Annotated in this window: 15 protein-coding genes; 9 read left to right on the top strand and 6 right to left on the bottom strand. The window is 71.2% G+C overall.

The window, feature by feature from the left end; translation table 11 throughout:
- Positions 1 to 124 precede the first annotated feature (124 nt).
- Positions 125 to 673 carry a thioesterase family protein gene (locus PGN25_00600; protein ID MEH3116154.1) on the top strand — a complete coding sequence of 183 codons (549 nt, stop codon included), beginning with the start codon at positions 125 to 127 and terminating at the stop codon, positions 671 to 673.
- A gap of 28 nt (positions 674 to 701) precedes the next feature.
- Here the strand turns inward: PGN25_00600 and PGN25_00595 are convergent, their stop codons facing one another.
- Positions 702 to 2591 carry a cation:proton antiporter gene (locus PGN25_00595; protein MEH3116153.1) on the bottom strand — a complete coding sequence of 630 codons (1890 nt, stop codon included), beginning with the start codon at positions 2589 to 2591 and terminating at the stop codon, positions 702 to 704.
- 313 nt (positions 2592 to 2904) lie between these two features.
- Here PGN25_00595 and PGN25_00590 point away from each other — a divergent pair, with 313 nt between their 5' ends.
- From PGN25_00590 to PGN25_00560, 7 genes are all read left to right on the top strand, one after another.
- Positions 2905 to 4128, top strand: a complete 1224-nt coding sequence (locus tag PGN25_00590) for an ATPase (GenBank protein ID MEH3116152.1) — start codon at positions 2905 to 2907, stop codon at positions 4126 to 4128.
- Positions 4129 to 4149: 21 nt separating this feature from the next.
- Entirely contained in the window at positions 4150 to 4803 is a 654-nt protein-coding gene (locus PGN25_00585; protein ID MEH3116151.1) for a hypothetical protein, read from the top strand.
- A 264-nt stretch (positions 4804 to 5067) separates the two neighbouring features.
- On the top strand, positions 5068 to 5919 hold the full coding sequence (locus PGN25_00580) for a MoxR family ATPase (GenBank protein MEH3116150.1): 852 nt from the start codon (positions 5068 to 5070) through the stop codon (positions 5917 to 5919).
- On the top strand, positions 5916 to 6620 hold the full coding sequence (locus PGN25_00575) for a Uma2 family endonuclease (protein MEH3116149.1): 705 nt from the start codon (positions 5916 to 5918) through the stop codon (positions 6618 to 6620). Before PGN25_00580 ends, PGN25_00575 begins: the two co-directional genes overlap by 4 nt.
- 58 nt (positions 6621 to 6678) lie before the next feature.
- On the top strand, positions 6679 to 7659 hold the full coding sequence (locus PGN25_00570) for an aldo/keto reductase (protein ID MEH3116148.1): 981 nt from the start codon (positions 6679 to 6681) through the stop codon (positions 7657 to 7659).
- On the top strand, positions 7659 to 8186 hold the full coding sequence (locus PGN25_00565) for a histidine phosphatase family protein (protein MEH3116147.1): 528 nt from the start codon (positions 7659 to 7661) through the stop codon (positions 8184 to 8186). Before PGN25_00570 ends, PGN25_00565 begins: the two co-directional genes overlap by 1 nt.
- Before the next feature lie 216 nt (positions 8187 to 8402).
- The gene (locus tag PGN25_00560) at positions 8403 to 9662 is read left to right on the top strand and encodes a hypothetical protein (GenBank protein MEH3116146.1); all 1260 of its coding nucleotides are present in this window, start codon (positions 8403 to 8405) and stop codon (positions 9660 to 9662) included.
- A 311-nt stretch (positions 9663 to 9973) separates the two neighbouring features.
- On the opposite strand, the gene PGN25_00555 is transcribed toward PGN25_00560, so the two are convergent.
- Genes PGN25_00555 through PGN25_00535 form a run of 5 tightly spaced genes read right to left on the bottom strand, consistent with a single transcriptional unit; the run spans position 9974 to position 15263 of the window.
- Positions 9974 to 11161 (bottom strand): glycosyltransferase, encoded by a 1188-nt coding sequence (locus PGN25_00555; GenBank protein MEH3116145.1) that lies wholly within the window; start codon positions 11159 to 11161, stop codon positions 9974 to 9976.
- Positions 11158 to 12015, bottom strand: a complete 858-nt coding sequence (locus tag PGN25_00550) for a WecB/TagA/CpsF family glycosyltransferase (GenBank protein ID MEH3116144.1) — start codon at positions 12013 to 12015, stop codon at positions 11158 to 11160. Before PGN25_00550 ends, PGN25_00555 begins: the two co-directional genes overlap by 4 nt.
- Positions 12008 to 12946, bottom strand: coding sequence for a GDP-L-fucose synthase (locus PGN25_00545; protein MEH3116143.1), 939 nt, complete (start codon positions 12944 to 12946; stop codon positions 12008 to 12010). Before PGN25_00545 ends, PGN25_00550 begins: the two co-directional genes overlap by 8 nt.
- 11 nt (positions 12947 to 12957) lie before the next feature.
- Positions 12958 to 13929 (bottom strand): NAD-dependent epimerase/dehydratase family protein, encoded by a 972-nt coding sequence (locus PGN25_00540; protein ID MEH3116142.1) that lies wholly within the window; start codon positions 13927 to 13929, stop codon positions 12958 to 12960.
- Positions 13926 to 15263 (bottom strand): nucleotide sugar dehydrogenase, encoded by a 1338-nt coding sequence (locus PGN25_00535; GenBank protein MEH3116141.1) that lies wholly within the window; start codon positions 15261 to 15263, stop codon positions 13926 to 13928. The genes PGN25_00540 and PGN25_00535 overlap by 4 nt, the downstream gene beginning before the upstream one ends.
- Positions 15264 to 15421: 158 nt before the next feature.
- Here PGN25_00535 and PGN25_00530 point away from each other — a divergent pair, with 158 nt between their 5' ends.
- On the top strand, positions 15422 to 16027 hold the full coding sequence (locus PGN25_00530; GenBank protein ID MEH3116140.1) for a hypothetical protein: 606 nt from the start codon (positions 15422 to 15424) through the stop codon (positions 16025 to 16027).
- Positions 16028 to 16054: the final 27 nt, after the last annotated feature.

The raw sequence follows: 16054 nt of genomic DNA, 5'->3' as shown, positions 1-16054 counted from the left end.
GAGCGCGGCTCGGGGTGGGATGCTGGCCCCGAGGGTCTCACGTCGCGCCGAAGCGAGGGCTGGACAAAGCGCGGCCTTTGGCGAACGTGCCGGCCTCCGGCCCGGCGCACCATCGACGTGACCCATGAATCTCTGGCTCCGCCTCCTCTGGCTGATCGCGACGGCCTGGCGGCGGCCGAAGCTCGGCCTGCCTTCGGGGGTCTCGCGCCTGCGGTTCCGCGTCTGGCCGCACGACCTCGACACGTCGCTGCATCTCAACAACGGCCGCTACTGGACGCTGATGGATCTCGGCCGCACCGATCTCCTGATCGGCACCGGCCTGTGGCGTCCGGTGCTGCGGCACGGCTGGACGCCGGTGGTGAGCGCCGGCCAGATCCGCTTCCGCCGGGAACTCCGCCCCTTCCAGGCCTTCGACCTGGAGACCCGGCTCGTGCACTGGACCGACACCCACGCCGTGATCGAGCATCGCCTGATCGTCCGGGCGACCCGGGTCGTCGCGGCCATCGCCCTGGTCCAGGCCGGCCTCTACGACCGGAAGGAGCGCGGCTTCGTGCCGATCCGCGCCCTGCTCGAAACCGTCGGGATCGAGGCGGCGAGTCCACCGATGACGGAGCCGGTCGAGGCCTTCCTGTCCGCGGGCAGCACCCTGCGGCAGGCGACCGCCCCGGCCTGATCGCGGCGGGCCCTGGAACGACGCCCCGTCAGGCGCTCTCGCCCACCGGCCGCACGTCGACCGGCGGCGCGGCGGGTTTGGCCTCGGCGGCCTCCCGGCCCTTGCCGACGGTGCGGCGGGCGCGGAAGACCGGCCGCGCCTCCGTCTCCCTGCGCCGGAGCATGGTGCGGAACTCGTCGCGGCGCTCGTGGATCGAGGCGATGACGTGGCCCATCGGCACGCCGACATCGACCAGCACCGCCTCCGAGAGCTGCAGCGAGGCCTCGATCGTCTCCGGCACCGCGTCGTCGACGCCCATCTCGTAGAGCTGCGTGGCGTGGCGGGCGTCGCGGGCGCGGGCGACGATGGTGAGATCCGGCCGCTCGGCGCGGGCGGCCTGCACCACCGCCTCCACCGCGCGCGGGTTGTCGAGGGTCACCACCAGGGCACGGGCGCCGGCGATGCCGGAGCGGCGCAGCATCTCCGGGTTGGCCGAATCGCCGAAATAGACCGGGCTGCCGAGCCGGCGCTGCTCGCCGACCCGGGCCGGGTCCGAATCGAGGGCGATGTGGGGGATGTCGTGGCGCTTGAGCATCTCGCCGACGAGCCGTCCGACCCGGCCGTAGCCCGCCACGATCACCCGGTTCTGCTGCGGGTCCGGCATCGGCTCGGCCCGCGCCCGGCCGAGCTGCTCCTTCGACACCCGCTTCCCGATCCGGCGCCCGAGCGCGGCGAGGCCGGGGATCGCGATCATGGTCACGGTGGTGACGATGAGCGCCGCGCCGCCGACCGGCTCGGGGACGAGGCCCGCCGCCATCGCGCCGCCGATCAGCACGAAGGCGAACTCGCCGCCGGGCCCGATCAGCAGCGCCGCCTCCAGGGCGACCGGCCGGGCGATGCCCATCGCGCGGGCGCCGGCCAGCACCACGGCGCCCTTGATGACGAGGAGGCCGACCGACAGGCCGAGGATCGCCCCCGGCGCGGCGACGAGCTGGGCCGGGTCGAGATTCATGCCGACCGAGACGAAGAACACCCCGAGCAGGAGCCCCTTGAACGGATCGATGGTCGCCTCGATGGCGCGGCGGTACTCGGTCTCGGCCAGAAGCAGCCCGGCGACGAAGGCGCCGAGCGTCATCGACAGGCCGCTGCCCGCCGCCACCAGCGCGGTCGCCACGATGACGAGCAGGCAGGCCGCCATGAACAGCTCGGGCGAGCGGGTGCGCGCCACGAGGTGGAAGAGCGGGCGAAGCGCCACGCGTCCGGCCACCACGATCACCGCGAGGGCGATCGCCGCCTGTCCCAGGGCCAGGGCCAGGGCGGCGCCGAGGTCGCCGCCGTCGTTGCGGCCGAGCACGGCGATGGCGAACAGGATGGGGGCCACCGCCAGATCCTGGAACAGCAGCACGGCGAAGCTGGTGCGCCCGGCCGGCGTGCCGAGCCGCTTCTGCTCGGCCAGCACCGGCAGCACCACGGCGGTGGAGGAGAGCGCCAGCGCGAGCCCCACCAGCACCGCACCGGCCGCCGGCTGCGACAGGGCGACGAGGATCGCGGCGATCACCGCCGCGGAGGCGATCACCTGGATCGAGCCGAGGCCGAAGACCAGCCGGCGCAGCACCCGCAGGCGCTCCCAGGACAGCTCGATCCCGATCATGAACATCAGGAAGATCACGCCGAATTCGGCCAGATGCGCGATCTCGGCCCGGTTGCCGATGGTGAAGGGGGCAAGCCACGGAGACGCCTCGGCGAAGCGCCCGAGGCCGAACGGCCCGAGCAGCGCGCCGGCGCCGATGAAGCCGAGCACCGGGCTCACCCGCAGCCGGTGGAACAGCGGCACCACGATGCCGGCGGTGACGAGGAAGAGGATCGCCTCCCGGTAGCCGCCCGCATGCGTGCCCGCTTCCGCGGCGATCTGGGTTCCGGCCTGCACGGGGTCGGTCATCGGCTGGTTACGCTGGCGCTCGAACGGGAGAGAAGGGGCCTCCCGCAGCTTCGATGCCGCGAAGAGGTTTCCATCATGGGCGGCAGGTCCCGCGCGGGGCAACCGATTTTCGGCCGCGGGCGGCGGATTTCGCGGCGCGGTTCCGTGCCGCGCGCTGCGGCGCTCGGCGCCGGCCGCCATCCACCGCCGATCGGACCAGCCGGCACAACTTCGGCACAATACACGCTTACGCTCGGGTAACGCGATGTTAGGAGGTGGCGGGTTCCGCCGCCTCCGGAGGCCCGCAGCCGTCTTGAGCCCAAGTCCTGAGCCCATGAAATTCCTTCGCAGACAGCCTCCGAGCCGGGACGTGCAGCGCGAGCGGCGCGAGTGGGTGCTCGATCAGCAGCGCTGGAAGCACCAGCGCGACATCGAGCGCGGCTATCGCATCAAGTGGGGCTACGTCGCCATCGCCTATCTCGTCGAGTTCATGGTGATCGGCGCCTCGCTCGCCGGCGCGTGGCTGTTCGCGGACACCTACAGCGACGGCGACGACCGTGCCTTCTACTTCATGCTGCTCGCGCCCCTGGTCTACGCCGCGGTCGAACTGTGCCGCGTGCCGCTCGGCATCCTGGCGCGCACGCAGCGCTCGTGGTTCGTGAAGGGGCTCGCGATCATCGGCATCGTGTTCGCTGCGGGCGTGACCACCAAGTCGGTCTCCCAGCTCGGCGAGATGATGTTCCATCCCCGCCTGATGGACGCGGCCAAGGCCAAGACCGCCCTCAAGGACGCCCAGGCCGACCGCGACAGCATCGACACCCGCATCGCGGCCGCCAACGCCCGGGTCGAGCAGTACGCGGGCGAACTGGAGCAGATCGAGCGGCGCTCGGCCGAGAACGCCGCGCAGCTCGCCGGCCTGCCGGCGCAGCGCTGCGAGCGCGTCTACGGCACCAACAGCCGGGGCATGCGCTACGCGAACCTCAAATGCGTGACCGACCCGCGCACGGCGACCCTCAACGCCGCGGTCGCCAAGGCGGGCAGCGACCGCAGCGCCATCGTCAAGGATCTGGAGGAGGCGCGCAGGGCGCGCGGGCTGCTCGACCGGGGCGCGGCCGACCGCAAGGTGGCCGATGCCGAGCAGGCCTACCGCAATGCGGTCAACCGCTCGCAGCTCCACTCCTTCACCGCCATGGTCTACGGCGTCGATCCGATCGACGTGAGCGACGCGCAGGTCCACGCCTTCCTGCGCATCTTCGTGTTCGTGCCCGCGCTCTGCGCCGCCTTCGCCTCGACCATCCTGGCGCTCTCGGCGGTCTCGGTGCGCAAGACCTTCATGGACGAGGACGATCTCGGCGCCGCGGTGGACCCGGAAGCCACGCCCTACCTGCTGGCCTCCATCGCCGAAGGCGTGCGCCAGGAGATGGCGCTGGCCCAGCCGAAACCCGTGACGCGGGACGCCTCGGTGATCCCGCTGGAGCGGCGCACCGCCCCGGTGGCGCCGCCGCCCCCGCCCCCCGCCAACACGTCCGGCAACGCCCCCGCGGGCGCCACCGCGTAAGTCCCTGTCGAGCGCCCGGCCATGAGCATCCACACCGAGGGCACGCACGAGAACATCGTGCTCGCACAGCACGTCAACGGCCGTTTGCGGGCGGAGGCGCGGATGCATTTCGCCCGCGCCTTCCTGCTGCGGGCGATCGGAGCGGGCGCCTTCGCGGCGCTCGCCGGAATCGGCATCGGCGCCGCCTCCTACGGCTACGCGTACATGAACCAGTTCGACTCGGCGGCGGAAAAGATCGCGGCGGCGATGCAGACGGCGCTCGCCGGCGTGACGCTGAAGACCAAGGGCGAGGTGACGCTCACCGACAACACCCTCAAGCTCGAAGGCCTGCCGCCCCAGCGGGCCGGCGCCGTGCCGACGCCGACCAAGGCCCAGCTCGGCACCGACGCCGCGCCCGCCTCGCAGGCGCCGGTGAACACCACCTTCACGGTGTTCAAGCAGGTGCCCTATCTCGACGGGCAGATCGTCACCGGCTGGAACTTCAGGGCCAACGAGGATCGGCCGTTCCAGCAATACTGCTACTTCTCCCGCCGCTCGAACGAGTCGAAGGGACAGGTCGAGATCAAGATCGACCTCGCCATGGACGGCAAGACCCTGCCGCAGCCGCAGAAATCGGACGTCAACCTCGGGATCCTGGCCTCGAACTGCGTGTGGCACGACGGGAAGGCGCTTTGAGCGACAGGCAGCGGTAGCGGATCACGCAGGGCCATCGCGCGAAGCCGCTTGAGCGGCTTCGCGGCGCCAAGGGACACGACCAAGAGCGCCGCGCGGAGCGGGCTTCTCAAGACCTTGGTCCTGAGAAGCATCGAGCGGAGCGAAAGCCTGAGCCCGCGGAGGCGGGCGCCGGCGACTGAGGCTGGCCAAGAAAACCAGGGCCGGTTGCCGATCCGCTCCGCACCGGGTTACTGCGAGCCGATCCCCCTCCCGACGCGAGGCCCCATGCGCTTCACCGGAACCGAGTCCTACGTCGCGCCGCCCGATCTCACCACGGCGGTCAACGCGGCGATCGTGCTGGAGCGCCCGCTCTTGGTGAAGGGCGAGCCCGGCACCGGCAAGACGGTGCTGGCGGAGGAGATCGCCCGCGGCCTCGGGGCGCCCCTGCTGACGTGGAACGTCAAGTCGACGACGAAGGCGCAGCAGGGCCTCTACGAGTACGATGCGGTCTCGCGCCTGCGCGATTCGCAGCTCGGCGATCCGCGCGTGTCGGACATCGCCAACTACATCCGCCGCGGCAAGCTGTGGGAGGCGTTCTCCGCCCCGCACCGGCCGGTGCTGCTGATCGACGAGATCGACAAGGCCGACATCGAGTTTCCCAACGACCTGCTGACCGAACTCGACCGGATGGAGTTCCACGTCTACGAGACCGGCGAGACGGTGCGCGCCGTCAACCGTCCGATCGTCATCATCACCTCGAACAACGAGAAGGAGCTGCCGGACGCCTTCCTGCGCCGCTGCTTCTTCCACTACATCCAGTTCCCGGACGCCGAGACGCTCAAGGCCATCGTCGAGGTGCACTACCCCGGCATCAAGCACCGCCTCGTCGAGGAGGCGCTGCGGGTCTTTCTCGAAACCCGCGAGGTGCCGGGCCTCAAGAAGAAGCCCTCGACCTCGGAACTGCTCGACTGGCTCAAGCTCCTCGTCTCCGAGGACGTCGCGCCCGAAACGCTTCGCGAGCGCGATCGGACCAAGCTGATCCCGCCGCTGCACGGGGCGCTCCTCAAGAACGAGCAGGACGTGAGCCTGTTCGAGAAGCTCGCCTTCATGATGCGTCGGGAGGGGCGGGGCGGGTGACGGAATCGCTTTCGGATCGCCGTTGTGGCAGGCTGATGGAAGGGCCTCATGATCGGGAGAGCACCGTCGTGCCGCTCGCAATCGCAGACCATGCTGCGCAGGCGATGTCCGCGCCCGCCTTCCGCCGCTTCCAGGAACAGCGTCCTGATCGCGAACGATGGGAGCTGGTGGCAGGGTGTCCAATCATGATGGCGCCCGCCTCGCTGGCGCATAACCGCATCGCCAGCAACCTCGAACGGCTGCTCAACGACGCCCTCGAATCCCACGATCCGGCGCGGCTGGCCTGCCAGAGGCCTGGGATCGAACTCGGTGCCGACGATGCCTACCGGCCGGAACCGGACGTGGCGGTCATCGGCTCGGACTATGAGCCGGGCCAACGCTTCGTGGAGCGCGCCTACCTGCTTGCGGAGATCGTCTCGGGCACCGACGAGGCCGTGATCCCCGGACCGAACCGTCGATGGATCGACATCAAGCGCGATCTCTACCTGACCCATCCGTCCTGCGAGGCTGTGCTCATCATCGAGCAGGAGCGGCCACAGATCCGGTTGTCGATCCGGACCGCTTCCGGTTGGCGCTCGGACACTCTGATCGGATTCGAGACACGGCTGCTCCTCACTGCATTCGGCCTCGAATGCCCGCTCGCGGCGCTTTACGAGGGTACGCCGCTCAAACCGCGCGGCGGAGATCATCCCGCACGGTGACGATCCCGCATCGCCGCCCCAGTTAAGCGGCTCCGCCCTTCCGCCGCGTGATCGCCCCATGCACACGAAAAAACTCGGCCGCACCGGCCTCGACATCTCGCCGCTCTGCCTCGGCTGCATGACCTACGGCGTGCCGGAGCGGGGCCCGCATCCCTGGACCCTGCGGGAGGAGGAGAGCCGGCCGCTGATCCGGCGGGCGCTGGACCTCGGCATCAACGTCTTCGACACGGCGAACTACTATTCCGACGGCACGTCGGAGGAGATCGTCGGACGCGCGTTGAAGGAGTACGCGGACCGGGACAGCATCGTGCTCGCCACGAAGGTGTATTATCCGCTCAAAAGCCAGCCCAATGCCGGCGGCCTCTCGCGCAAGGCGATCTTCTCGGCGATCGACGCCTCGCTGAAGCGGCTCGGGACCGATTACGTCGATCTCTACCAGATCCACCGCTGGGATTACGCCACGCCGATCGAGGTGACGCTGGAGGCGCTCCACGACGTGGTGAAGGCGGGCAAGGCCCGCTACATCGGCGCCTCCTCGATGTTCGCGTGGCAGTTCGCCAAGGCGCTCTACACCGCCGACCTCAACGGCTGGACGCGGTTTTCCACCATGCAGAACCACCTCAACCTGCTCCACCGCGAGGAGGAGCGGGAGATGATGCCGCTCTGCGCCGACCAGGGCATCCCCCTCCTGCCCTGGAGCCCGCTCGCCCGCGGCCGGCTGACCCGCGACTTCGACGAGGGCAGCGCCCGGCAGGAGAGCGATCTCGTGGGCAAGAACCTCTACGACGCCACGGTGGAGGCGGACCGGAAGGTGGTCGAGGCGGTGGCCGAGGTGGCGCGCGACCGCGGCGTGCCGCGGGCGCAGGTGGCGCTGGCCTGGGTCATCCGGAAACCGGGCGTGGCGGCACCGATCGTCGGCGCCTCGAAGCCGCAGCATCTCGACGACGCCGCGGCCGCCCTCGATCTGACCCTGACCGAGGACGAGATCGCGCGGCTCGAAGCGCCTTACGTCCCCCACGCCGTGGCCGGCTTCCAGTGATGCGCCGCCTGCTGCTCCTGCGCCACGCCAAATCCGCCTACCCGCCGGGCGTGGCCGATATCGACCGTCCGCTCAATCCCCGCGGGCGGGAGGCCGCACCGCTGACGGGCGCCTACATGGCGCGCGAGGGCCTGACCCCCGACCACGCCATGGTCTCGCCCGCCCGGCGCACCGGGGAGACCTGGGAGGCGGTGCGGGCGGCGTGTCCGGAGACGCCGATGGAAACGGTGCCCTCGATCTACGAGGCACCGGCCGGGCGCATCCTCGACGCGATCCGCTCCGCCCCCGCGACGGCGAAGACGCTTCTCGTGATCGGCCACAACCCCGGTCTCGGCGACCTGGCGCTGCGCCTCGTCGGCGAGGGACCGAAGGATCTGCAGCGCGATCTGCGTGAAAAGTTCCCCACCGCGGCGCTCGCGGCGTTCGAATTCGAGGCCGCGGAATGGGCGGACGTCGCCTTCGGCGGCGGGCGCCTCCTGCACTTCGTGCGTCCGCGCCAGCTCGCGGGGGAGACGGAGGACGATTGATACCAACCGGCGATGATCCCGACTCATCGTCGGTTGCCCGCGCGAAGGCGCGGCGGCGGGCGTCCGCCGGACGCAGGGAAGCCGGCCATCGGTCGGATTCCATGCAGCTTGGTATGAGAAGCGCCCGCCGGCCGACGATCGGCGCAGAACCCTTCGCCGCCCTGCGCCGTTCCCCCGGGGAACGGCCGAGCCGACACATCGAAGGGGAAGACCGGCGTGCTCCTCGAAACGCTCCTCGCCCTCACGACCCTGATGCCGCAGGTCGAGAGAGCGGCCGAGGCGGCGCGGGCGCGCCTGCCCGTTCTTGCGCGCACTCTTCCGCGCACGGCCGAGGCGGCGCCCGCGGCCCCGCCCAGCCTCGGCCTCGTGGCGCGGGCGGTGTCGAACTGGCGGGCCCAGGCGGGCGAGAACCTCGCGCCGGGCTCCCTCGCCTTCGTCGTGCGGCACGCCGCGAGCGAGCCCGGCTTCGTCGCCCGCTGCGTGCGGCTCAACAATTACTGGTGCATCAAGCAGGCGGGCTGGACCGGCGAGCTCGGCGGCGACGCGGAGGGCCATACCGGCTTCGCCACCGCCGCGGACGGCGCGGACGCGGCGGTGCAGCTCCTGCGCCGCTACCAGCGCGACCACGGCCGGCGCACGGCGCTCGCCATCGTGCGGCGCTGGGCTCCGGCCGAGTGCGGGTCGGTGCGCCCGATCCCGGTCGCGGCGGCACGGGGAGCATCCTCGGGAGGCCCCGAGCGGGTGAAGGCGCCCGCGATCTCCGCAGCCGTCGCGCCGCAGGGGATCGGCCGCACGCTGCGGGCGCGCTTCCTCGCGCGCCACGGGCGGGGCGGCGTGGCCCGGGTCGCCTCACCTCCGGCGGGGGGCCTGCGTGTGCAGCCCTGGTCCGCCCGCGCGCGCCTCGCCGGGCATCCCGGCCGCGCCGCGGCGAGACCGGCGGCCGCGAGAGCAGGCTCGAGCAAGCCGATCGCGCCCATCCCGAAGGGCACCGCCGACATCGCCACCGGCATCGCCGACGCACCGACCCGGATCGCCAGCCTCGCTCCGACGCCCACCACCGTGTCCGCCCGCGCGCCCGCGCGCTCCGGCGCGACCGATCCCGCCGCCCTGCTGGCGTCCGACCGGCTGGCGGCGGAGGCCGCGGCCCTGCCCTCGATCGCCGCTTCGCTGCCGAAGGGAAGCCTGCTCGATCTCAGCCTGCCGGCCCCGGTCTGCGCCGGCGACGAGACGCGCATCCGCAACTACGCGGCGCGGATCGCCGGCAGCGTCGGCCTCAAGCCCGACGACGACCTCGGGCTGTTCCGCGACGACGGGTCGCCGACCGAGCATCTCCTGCCGGTGATGCTGGCGATGTCCTCGGTCGAACTCGGCACGCTGCACGCCTCGAAGGCGCTGGTGAGCGCGGCCATCGAACGGCTGGCGGCGCGCGCGCCGGGCACCGCCGCCGCGGAGCCGGCGCGGAAATCCGCGCTGTGAGCGCCCGAGCGACACGGCCCTCCTCTTCGCGGCCTCATCCCGAGGTGGCCGCGTGAGCGACCCCTCGAAAGATGGGGGAGTGGATGGGAGGTTCGCCGTTCGACGGGCGCCCGTCCTTCCGAACGGGAATGATACGATATCCGGTTGATGAGTTCGGCCTGTCCTGCGTCCTTGCGAGGCGAAGCCGTGGCAAACCAGGGCGCGGCCTTTCCGGATCTGTCGCGCCCTGGATCGCTTCGCGGCCGCTCGCGATGACGGAGGGGGGCCAAACCCGAAGCGATCGATCGGAAACGGTATGAGGCGGCCGACCCTCAGGCGATGGCGCGATCCGTATCCGCGCGGGCGGCGAGGGCCCCGCGGTAGACCGCCAGCAGCGCGGCGGTCGTCGCCTCCTCGGTCCAGTCGCGCAGATAGGCGGCGCGGGCGCCCACGCCCATCCGGCGTGCCTCGTCCGGGCGGGTCCGCAGATGCTCGATGGCACGGGCGAGGTCGGCGGCGTCGCCCGGCGTCACCAGCAGGCCCGTCACCCCGTCCTCGACGAGGTGGGCCAGCGCGCCGATCCGCGAGGCGATGACCGGCGTGCCCGCGGCGTAGGCCTCGGCCACCACCATCGGCAGCCCCTCGTACCAGAGCGAGGGCACCACGAGGGCGGCGGCCCGGCCGATCCGCGCCCGCGTCTCGGCCCGGGGCAGGGCGCCGAGGAGGGTGAGGCCGGGCGCGCCCTCCAGGCTCTCGCGCAACGGTCCCTCGCCCGCGACATCGACCGGCGCGGCGAGGCGGGCCGCCGCCCGTTTCAGGGTCTCCACGCCCTTCTCGGGGCTGAGGCGCCCGGCGAACAGGATGTCTTCGCGCGGTCCATCGGAGGGGGTCCCGGGGTCGGGCAGGCCGTTCGGCTTCACGACGATGCGCCGTGCCGGCAGCCCGGCCGCGATGAAGCGGTCGCGGGCGAAGGCGGTCAGCGCGATGAAGGCGTCGACGTCCCGCGTCCAGGTGCCCGCCCGGCGGTGCCGGTCGATCATCCGCGCCACCGCCAGGGTGCCGAGCCGCGAGCCGCGATAGCAGGCGTGGCGCACGGCGGCGTAGGAGGAGCCGGTCAGGCAGGTCTCGCAGGGCGCGCCGTCGCGCATCAGCATGGCGCCGGCGCAGGCGAGGCGGAAATTGTGCAGCGTCTGCACCGTGACGGGCCCGAGCGCCCGCACCGCCCCGTGCACGGCCGGCGAGACCAGCGGAAAGGTGTTGTGGGCGTGGACCACGTCCGGCCGGAAGCGGCGCACCGCCTCGACGACCCGGGCGATGCCGCGGGGCGCGTGCGGCGCCTCGAAGGCCGTGCGCAGGCGATCGAGCGGCGTGCGGATGGCGTCGTTGTGGAAGATCAGCGTCTCGACCGTGCAGCCGGCGCGGGCGAGGGCGGCGGCCTCGTGCTCCACCACCGCGTCCTCGCCGCCCCGGATCTGGTACCGGTTGTGGACGATGAGGACGCGCAAGGGGTTCCCGGTCATGGCCGGCGCGGCTCGGGCCGGCGGGCCACCTTCCACAGGAAGAGCGGGGCCATGACGAGGTAGCGCCGCCACAGCCGGCGCGGCTCGCTCAGCAGCCGGTGCAGCCATTCGAGGGCGAGCGCCTGCATGAACTTCGGCGCCCGCTTCACCGCTCCGGAATGGAAGTCGAAGGCCGCCCCGACCCCGATCAGCACCATGCCCGGCAGGCGGTCGAGATGGTCGTTCATCCAGATGTCCTGCTTCGGCGTCGACATGCCGACCCAGACGATATGGGGCTCGGCCCGCCGGATCGCCTCGGTGAGCTGCGCGTCGAGGTCCGGGGCGACCGCGCCGAAGGGCGGACAGGCGAGGCCGCAGACCTCGCTGCCCGGATACTTGCGGGCGAAGTTCGCCGCCACCCGCTCGGCCACGCCCTCCTTGCCGCCGTAGAGGTAGTGGCGCAGGCCGCTCCCTTGCGTTGCGGAAAACATCTCCTCCATCAGCGTGGGGCCCGGCACGCGGCCGGTGCCGTGCGAGCGGACGTAGCGGCTGATGATGGTGAGCGGCGCCCCGTCGGGGGTGATCATGCTGGCCCGTTCGTGCGCGGCCCTGAGGTCGGGCCGGTCCTGGGCGCACATGATGCCGTGCACGTCGCGCACGCAGATCATGCTGGTGCGCCGCGCCCGTGCCCAATCGACGATGGTGCGCTTCGCCGTCGGCATGTCGACGACGCTCACCGGCACGCCGAGGATGCGGGTCGCCGGCAGGCGGCGCGCGTCCCCCCCGTCCGCGGGGACGAGGTAGGGATCGTCCCGGTTGATCCGGAGCGCGTAGGGCTCCGAGGCCGGAACCGCGGCGGCATCGATCTCAGGCATCGGCGACGTGCTCGCAAAACCACGCATAGGTCGCCGCGATGCCCGCGCGCAGCGGCACCTTCGGCGCCCAGCCGAGCCCGCGCAGCCGCTCCGCCGACATCAGCTTGCGCGGGGTGCCGTCGGGCTTCCCGGTGTCGCGGACGATCTCGCCCTCGAAACCGACCACGTCGCAGACGAGGCGGGTCAGGTCGTGGATCGGGATGTCCTCGCCCGAGCCGACGTTGACGTGCTCGTCCCCCGAGTAGGTCTTCATCAGGTGTACGCAGGCGTCGGCGCAATCGTCGACGTGCAGGAATTCGCGGCGCGGCGATCCGGTTCCCCAGATCACCATCTCGCTCGCCCCGCCGCGCTTGGCCTCGTGCGCCTTGCGGATCAGGGCCGGCAGGACGTGGCTCGAGGTCAGGTCGAAATTGTCGCCCGGCCCGTAGAGGTTGGTCGGCATGGCCGAGATGAAGTCGCGGCCGTGCTGCCGGCGGTAGGCCTGAGCGAGCTTGATCCCGGCGATCTTGGCGACCGCGTACCACGCGTTGGTGGGTTCCAGCGGGCCGGTCAGCAGGCTCGACTCGACGATCGGCTGCTCGGCGAATTTCGGGTAGATGCAGCTCGAACCGAGGAACAGCAGCTTCTCGACATCCTCGCGGAAGGCGGCCTCGATGACGTTCGCCTCGATCATCAGGTTCTCGTAGAGGAAGTCGGCCGGATAGGTGGCGTTGGCGAGGATCCCGCCGACCTTGGCCGCCGCCAGGAACACCGCGTCCGGCCGCCGGTCGCGCATCCAGGCGCGCACGGCGGCCTGGTCGCGCAGGTCGAGTTCCGCGCGGGTGGCGGTGAGGATCTCGCAATCCTCGCTGTCCAGGCGTCGGACCAGGGCGCCGCCGACGAGGCCGCGATGGCCCGCGACGAAAACGGTCTTGCCCGCCAGGCTGTCCATCGGGCCGTCCCTCACAGAAGCGGGTTGGAATCGGCCGGGGCGGGGTTGTCGCGGTACCACGCCACCGTGCGCGCGATGCCCTCGCGCAGGGAGACGGCGGGCGCGTAGCCGAGGCGCGCCATCTTGGCGATGTCGGGGCAGCGGCGCGGCGTCGCCCCGGCCGCCGCCGGCCCGGCGATCAGTTCGACGCGTCGCCCGAGCGCGTCCGCGGCGATCCGCGCGAGGTCGCGGATCGCCACCTCCTCCATCGAGCCGATGTGATAGACGTTCATGGTCTCGCCCGAGCGCCACATCCGGACGATGCCGTCGACCACGTCGCCGACGTAGCAGAAGGCCCGGGTCTCGCTGCCGTCGCCCTGGAGGGTGATCGACCCGCCGTCGCCGGCGGCGACGATCTTCTCGATCAGTTGCGGCACGACGTGCTTCCAGCCCATGTCGGGCCCGTAGACGTTGTGCGGCCGGAAGACCTGGACCTTGCGCAGCGTGTCCCGGCCGTAGTTGAAGGCGATCAGTTCCGAGATCAGCTTCGAGCCGCCGTAGGAGTAGCGCGGGTTGAGCGCGTCGGGGATCACCATCTCGATGTCCTCGTTCGTCGGCACCACCCGCGGGGTCTGGTAGACCTCCGCCGAGGAGGCGACGACGAGGTCCGGCACGCCCGCCTCGATGCAGGCCTCGGTGACGGCGAGCGCCCCGCGCACGCCGACATCAAGCACGAGTTGCGGCTGCGTGTAAAAGTTCTCGGTGCCGTTGACGGCGGCGAGGTGGAAGACGCACGCGACGCCCGACAGCGCCTCGACCAGCGCCTCCTTGTCGCGCACGTCGAGCGTGGCCCGCCGGATCGCGCCCTCGGCCCCGGACAGACGCGATTCCCGGCCGCGGATGTAGTTGTCGATCGCGACGACCTCGTGGCCCTCGGCCAGGAGGGCGCGGGTCAGATGGGCGCCGATGAACCCGCCCGCGCCGGTGACAGCCAGTCTGCTCATTGAAATCGACCCACGAGGTTGCCCACGGTGACGTAGCGATCCTCCAGCACCTCGGCCGGCATCTCGCTGAGATTGTTCCAGTAATCGTAGACGAAGGCGTCGGCCGACATCGTGCCGACGATCGTCTCGAGATCGATCTTCGAATATTCCGGGTGGTTGTTGGCGATGACGAGCACGTCCGCCCCCTCGCAGGCCGAAGCGAGACGCTCGTAGGGGGTGATGCCCGACCCGATCGCCCGGATGTGCTCGATCGGGACCACGCCGTCGTAGACCCGGATCTCCGAGAACTGCTGCGTGGCCATCATCTCGCGGATGACGTGGAGCGACATCGACCCGCGCAGGTCGTCGGTCTCCGGCCGGCCCTTGAAGGCGAGGCCCGCCACCACCGCCTTGTACGGCCCGGGCCGCCGCGCCTTCAGCCGCGCGACGAGGCTTCCCACCGTCTCCGCCGGCTGGCGCTCGTTCACGAGCCGGGAGGCCGCGGTGATCTCCAGGCCGATCCCCCGGCCCGAGACCGAGGACAGCAGGATGTGCGGATCCTTCTCCAGGCAGGGGCCGCCGACGAGGCCCGGGGCGGCGACGTCGGTGCGGGTGTAGCCGAGCTTGCCGTAGCGGATCACGTCGTTGGCGTTGATGCCGAGGGCGTCGCAGGCGCGGGCCACCTCGTTGGCGAAGGCGAAGCGGACGTCGCGCGAGGTGTTGTCGACGAGCTTGATCATCTCCGCCGTCTCCGGGCTCGCGACCCGGACGATGGTGTGGGTCAGGCGGCTGAACAGGGCGGCCGCGGCGTCGGAGGCGTCCGGCGTCTCACCGCCGATGATCTGCGGCAGGTTGATGAGTTCGCGCATGGCGTCGCCCTCCAGCGTCCGCTCGGGGCACATCGCGAGATGGTAGGCGGTGCCGGTGCGGTCGAGGATCGGCTTGACCACGCCCGTGGTCGTGCCGACCCGCACCGTCGAGCGCAGGATCACCGTCGCGCCGTCGCCGAAGTGCTCGGCCACCTCGCGCGTCGCCTCCTCGATCATGTCGAGGCGGGGCTCGTGGGAGCCGGGATAGAGCGGCGTGCCGACCGTGACGATGTAGAACTCGGCCCGCGGCACGCCCTCGGTCGTGGTGCCGGCGACGAAGCGGCCCTTCTTCACCACGTCGGCGAGCGCGGCCCGGAGGCCGACCTCGGCGAAATGCGGAACCCCGGCATTGGTCTTCTCGACGACCTCGGGCCGCTTCTCGATGCCGTAGACCTGGACGCCGCGGCGCGCCAGGGCGACGGACAGGGTCAGGCCGACATAGCCGAGACCGATGATGACGACGTTGGGAGCTTTCTTCACGTCCATTGTCCGGTCCCGTATCCGATGGATCTCAACAAGATCTCGTCCGACTTGCAACTGCGACCCGTGGCGATCGCCGTCTCGGCACAGCGTCACCGATCCCAACCGGGGACGGAGGAGACGTCGATGGTTGAGCTTCGTCCCCTTTCAGCAAGATATGTTCCTTGGAAAATCCGTTTCAAAACGGGATCCGGGTCCAGCCTCCGGACACTCCGGCCTCAGCCCGTGCAGATTTCGGGACCGCGGCCGATGAAACGCTCAGGATTTTCCGAAGCGTCGGCCGGTCGTCGGGAAGGACCGCGCTTCGATTCCGGCCTTTCGCATCCCTCCGGCTGCCGTCGTCCGCCAATCCCTCTCCTTCGCGCGGCGCATGGAGCATCGTCCCGAAAGGTGGCTGCCGGCTTTCGGAACAAGACGATGCAAAAGCAAAAACCGAGAGCCTCGGCCCGTCTCGATCCATCGAAGGCAACGCTTCGGCCCGATCGTCGTTCGTTCTCCCGCAGGCGTCGAAGCCGCGCAAGGGCGCGGCCGCCTGGGAGGAGATGCGGATGCCGGTTCGGATGACCCAGGAAACGCAGGACGTGATCGACGGCCGGCGGCAGGTGGTGGTGCGGGTGCTGTTCGACCGGTCGGAGGCGGATCGCGGGATCGTCGAGGTGGCCGCGACGGTGCGCGTGCCGGCCATCGCGTCGGAGACGCAGACGGAGAGCGCGGCCCGGCAGATGGCGCGTCAGGCCCTCGAACGGGCCCTGTCGGCCTTGCCCTTCTGACGAAGCCGGTGCGGCCGGATCGAAGCC

This window comes from Methylorubrum populi, assembly GCA_036946625.1.
Classification (GTDB): Bacteria; Pseudomonadota; Alphaproteobacteria; order Rhizobiales; family Beijerinckiaceae; genus Methylobacterium; species Methylobacterium populi_C.
This window is presented reverse-complemented; position numbering and strand designations above follow the sequence as displayed.

Coding starts and splice junctions, on each gene's coding strand:
- PGN25_00595 (MEH3116153.1), bottom strand. CDS start 2,591: ATGACCGACCCCGTGCAGGCCGGAACCCAGATCGCCGCGGAAGCGGGC.
- PGN25_00600 (MEH3116154.1), top strand. CDS start 125: ATGAATCTCTGGCTCCGCCTCCTCTGGCTGATCGCGACGGCCTGGCGG.
- PGN25_00590 (MEH3116152.1), top strand. CDS start 2,905: ATGAAATTCCTTCGCAGACAGCCTCCGAGCCGGGACGTGCAGCGCGAG.
- PGN25_00570 (MEH3116148.1), top strand. CDS start 6,679: ATGCACACGAAAAAACTCGGCCGCACCGGCCTCGACATCTCGCCGCTC.
- PGN25_00545 (MEH3116143.1), bottom strand. CDS start 12,946: ATGGACAGCCTGGCGGGCAAGACCGTTTTCGTCGCGGGCCATCGCGGC.
- PGN25_00580 (MEH3116150.1), top strand. CDS start 5,068: ATGCGCTTCACCGGAACCGAGTCCTACGTCGCGCCGCCCGATCTCACC.
- PGN25_00550 (MEH3116144.1), bottom strand. CDS start 12,015: ATGCCTGAGATCGATGCCGCCGCGGTTCCGGCCTCGGAGCCCTACGCG.
- PGN25_00540 (MEH3116142.1), bottom strand. CDS start 13,929: ATGAGCAGACTGGCTGTCACCGGCGCGGGCGGGTTCATCGGCGCCCAT.
- PGN25_00585 (MEH3116151.1), top strand. CDS start 4,150: ATGAGCATCCACACCGAGGGCACGCACGAGAACATCGTGCTCGCACAG.
- PGN25_00535 (MEH3116141.1), bottom strand. CDS start 15,263: ATGGACGTGAAGAAAGCTCCCAACGTCGTCATCATCGGTCTCGGCTAT.
- PGN25_00555 (MEH3116145.1), bottom strand. CDS start 11,161: ATGACCGGGAACCCCTTGCGCGTCCTCATCGTCCACAACCGGTACCAG.
- PGN25_00565 (MEH3116147.1), top strand. CDS start 7,659: ATGCGCCGCCTGCTGCTCCTGCGCCACGCCAAATCCGCCTACCCGCCG.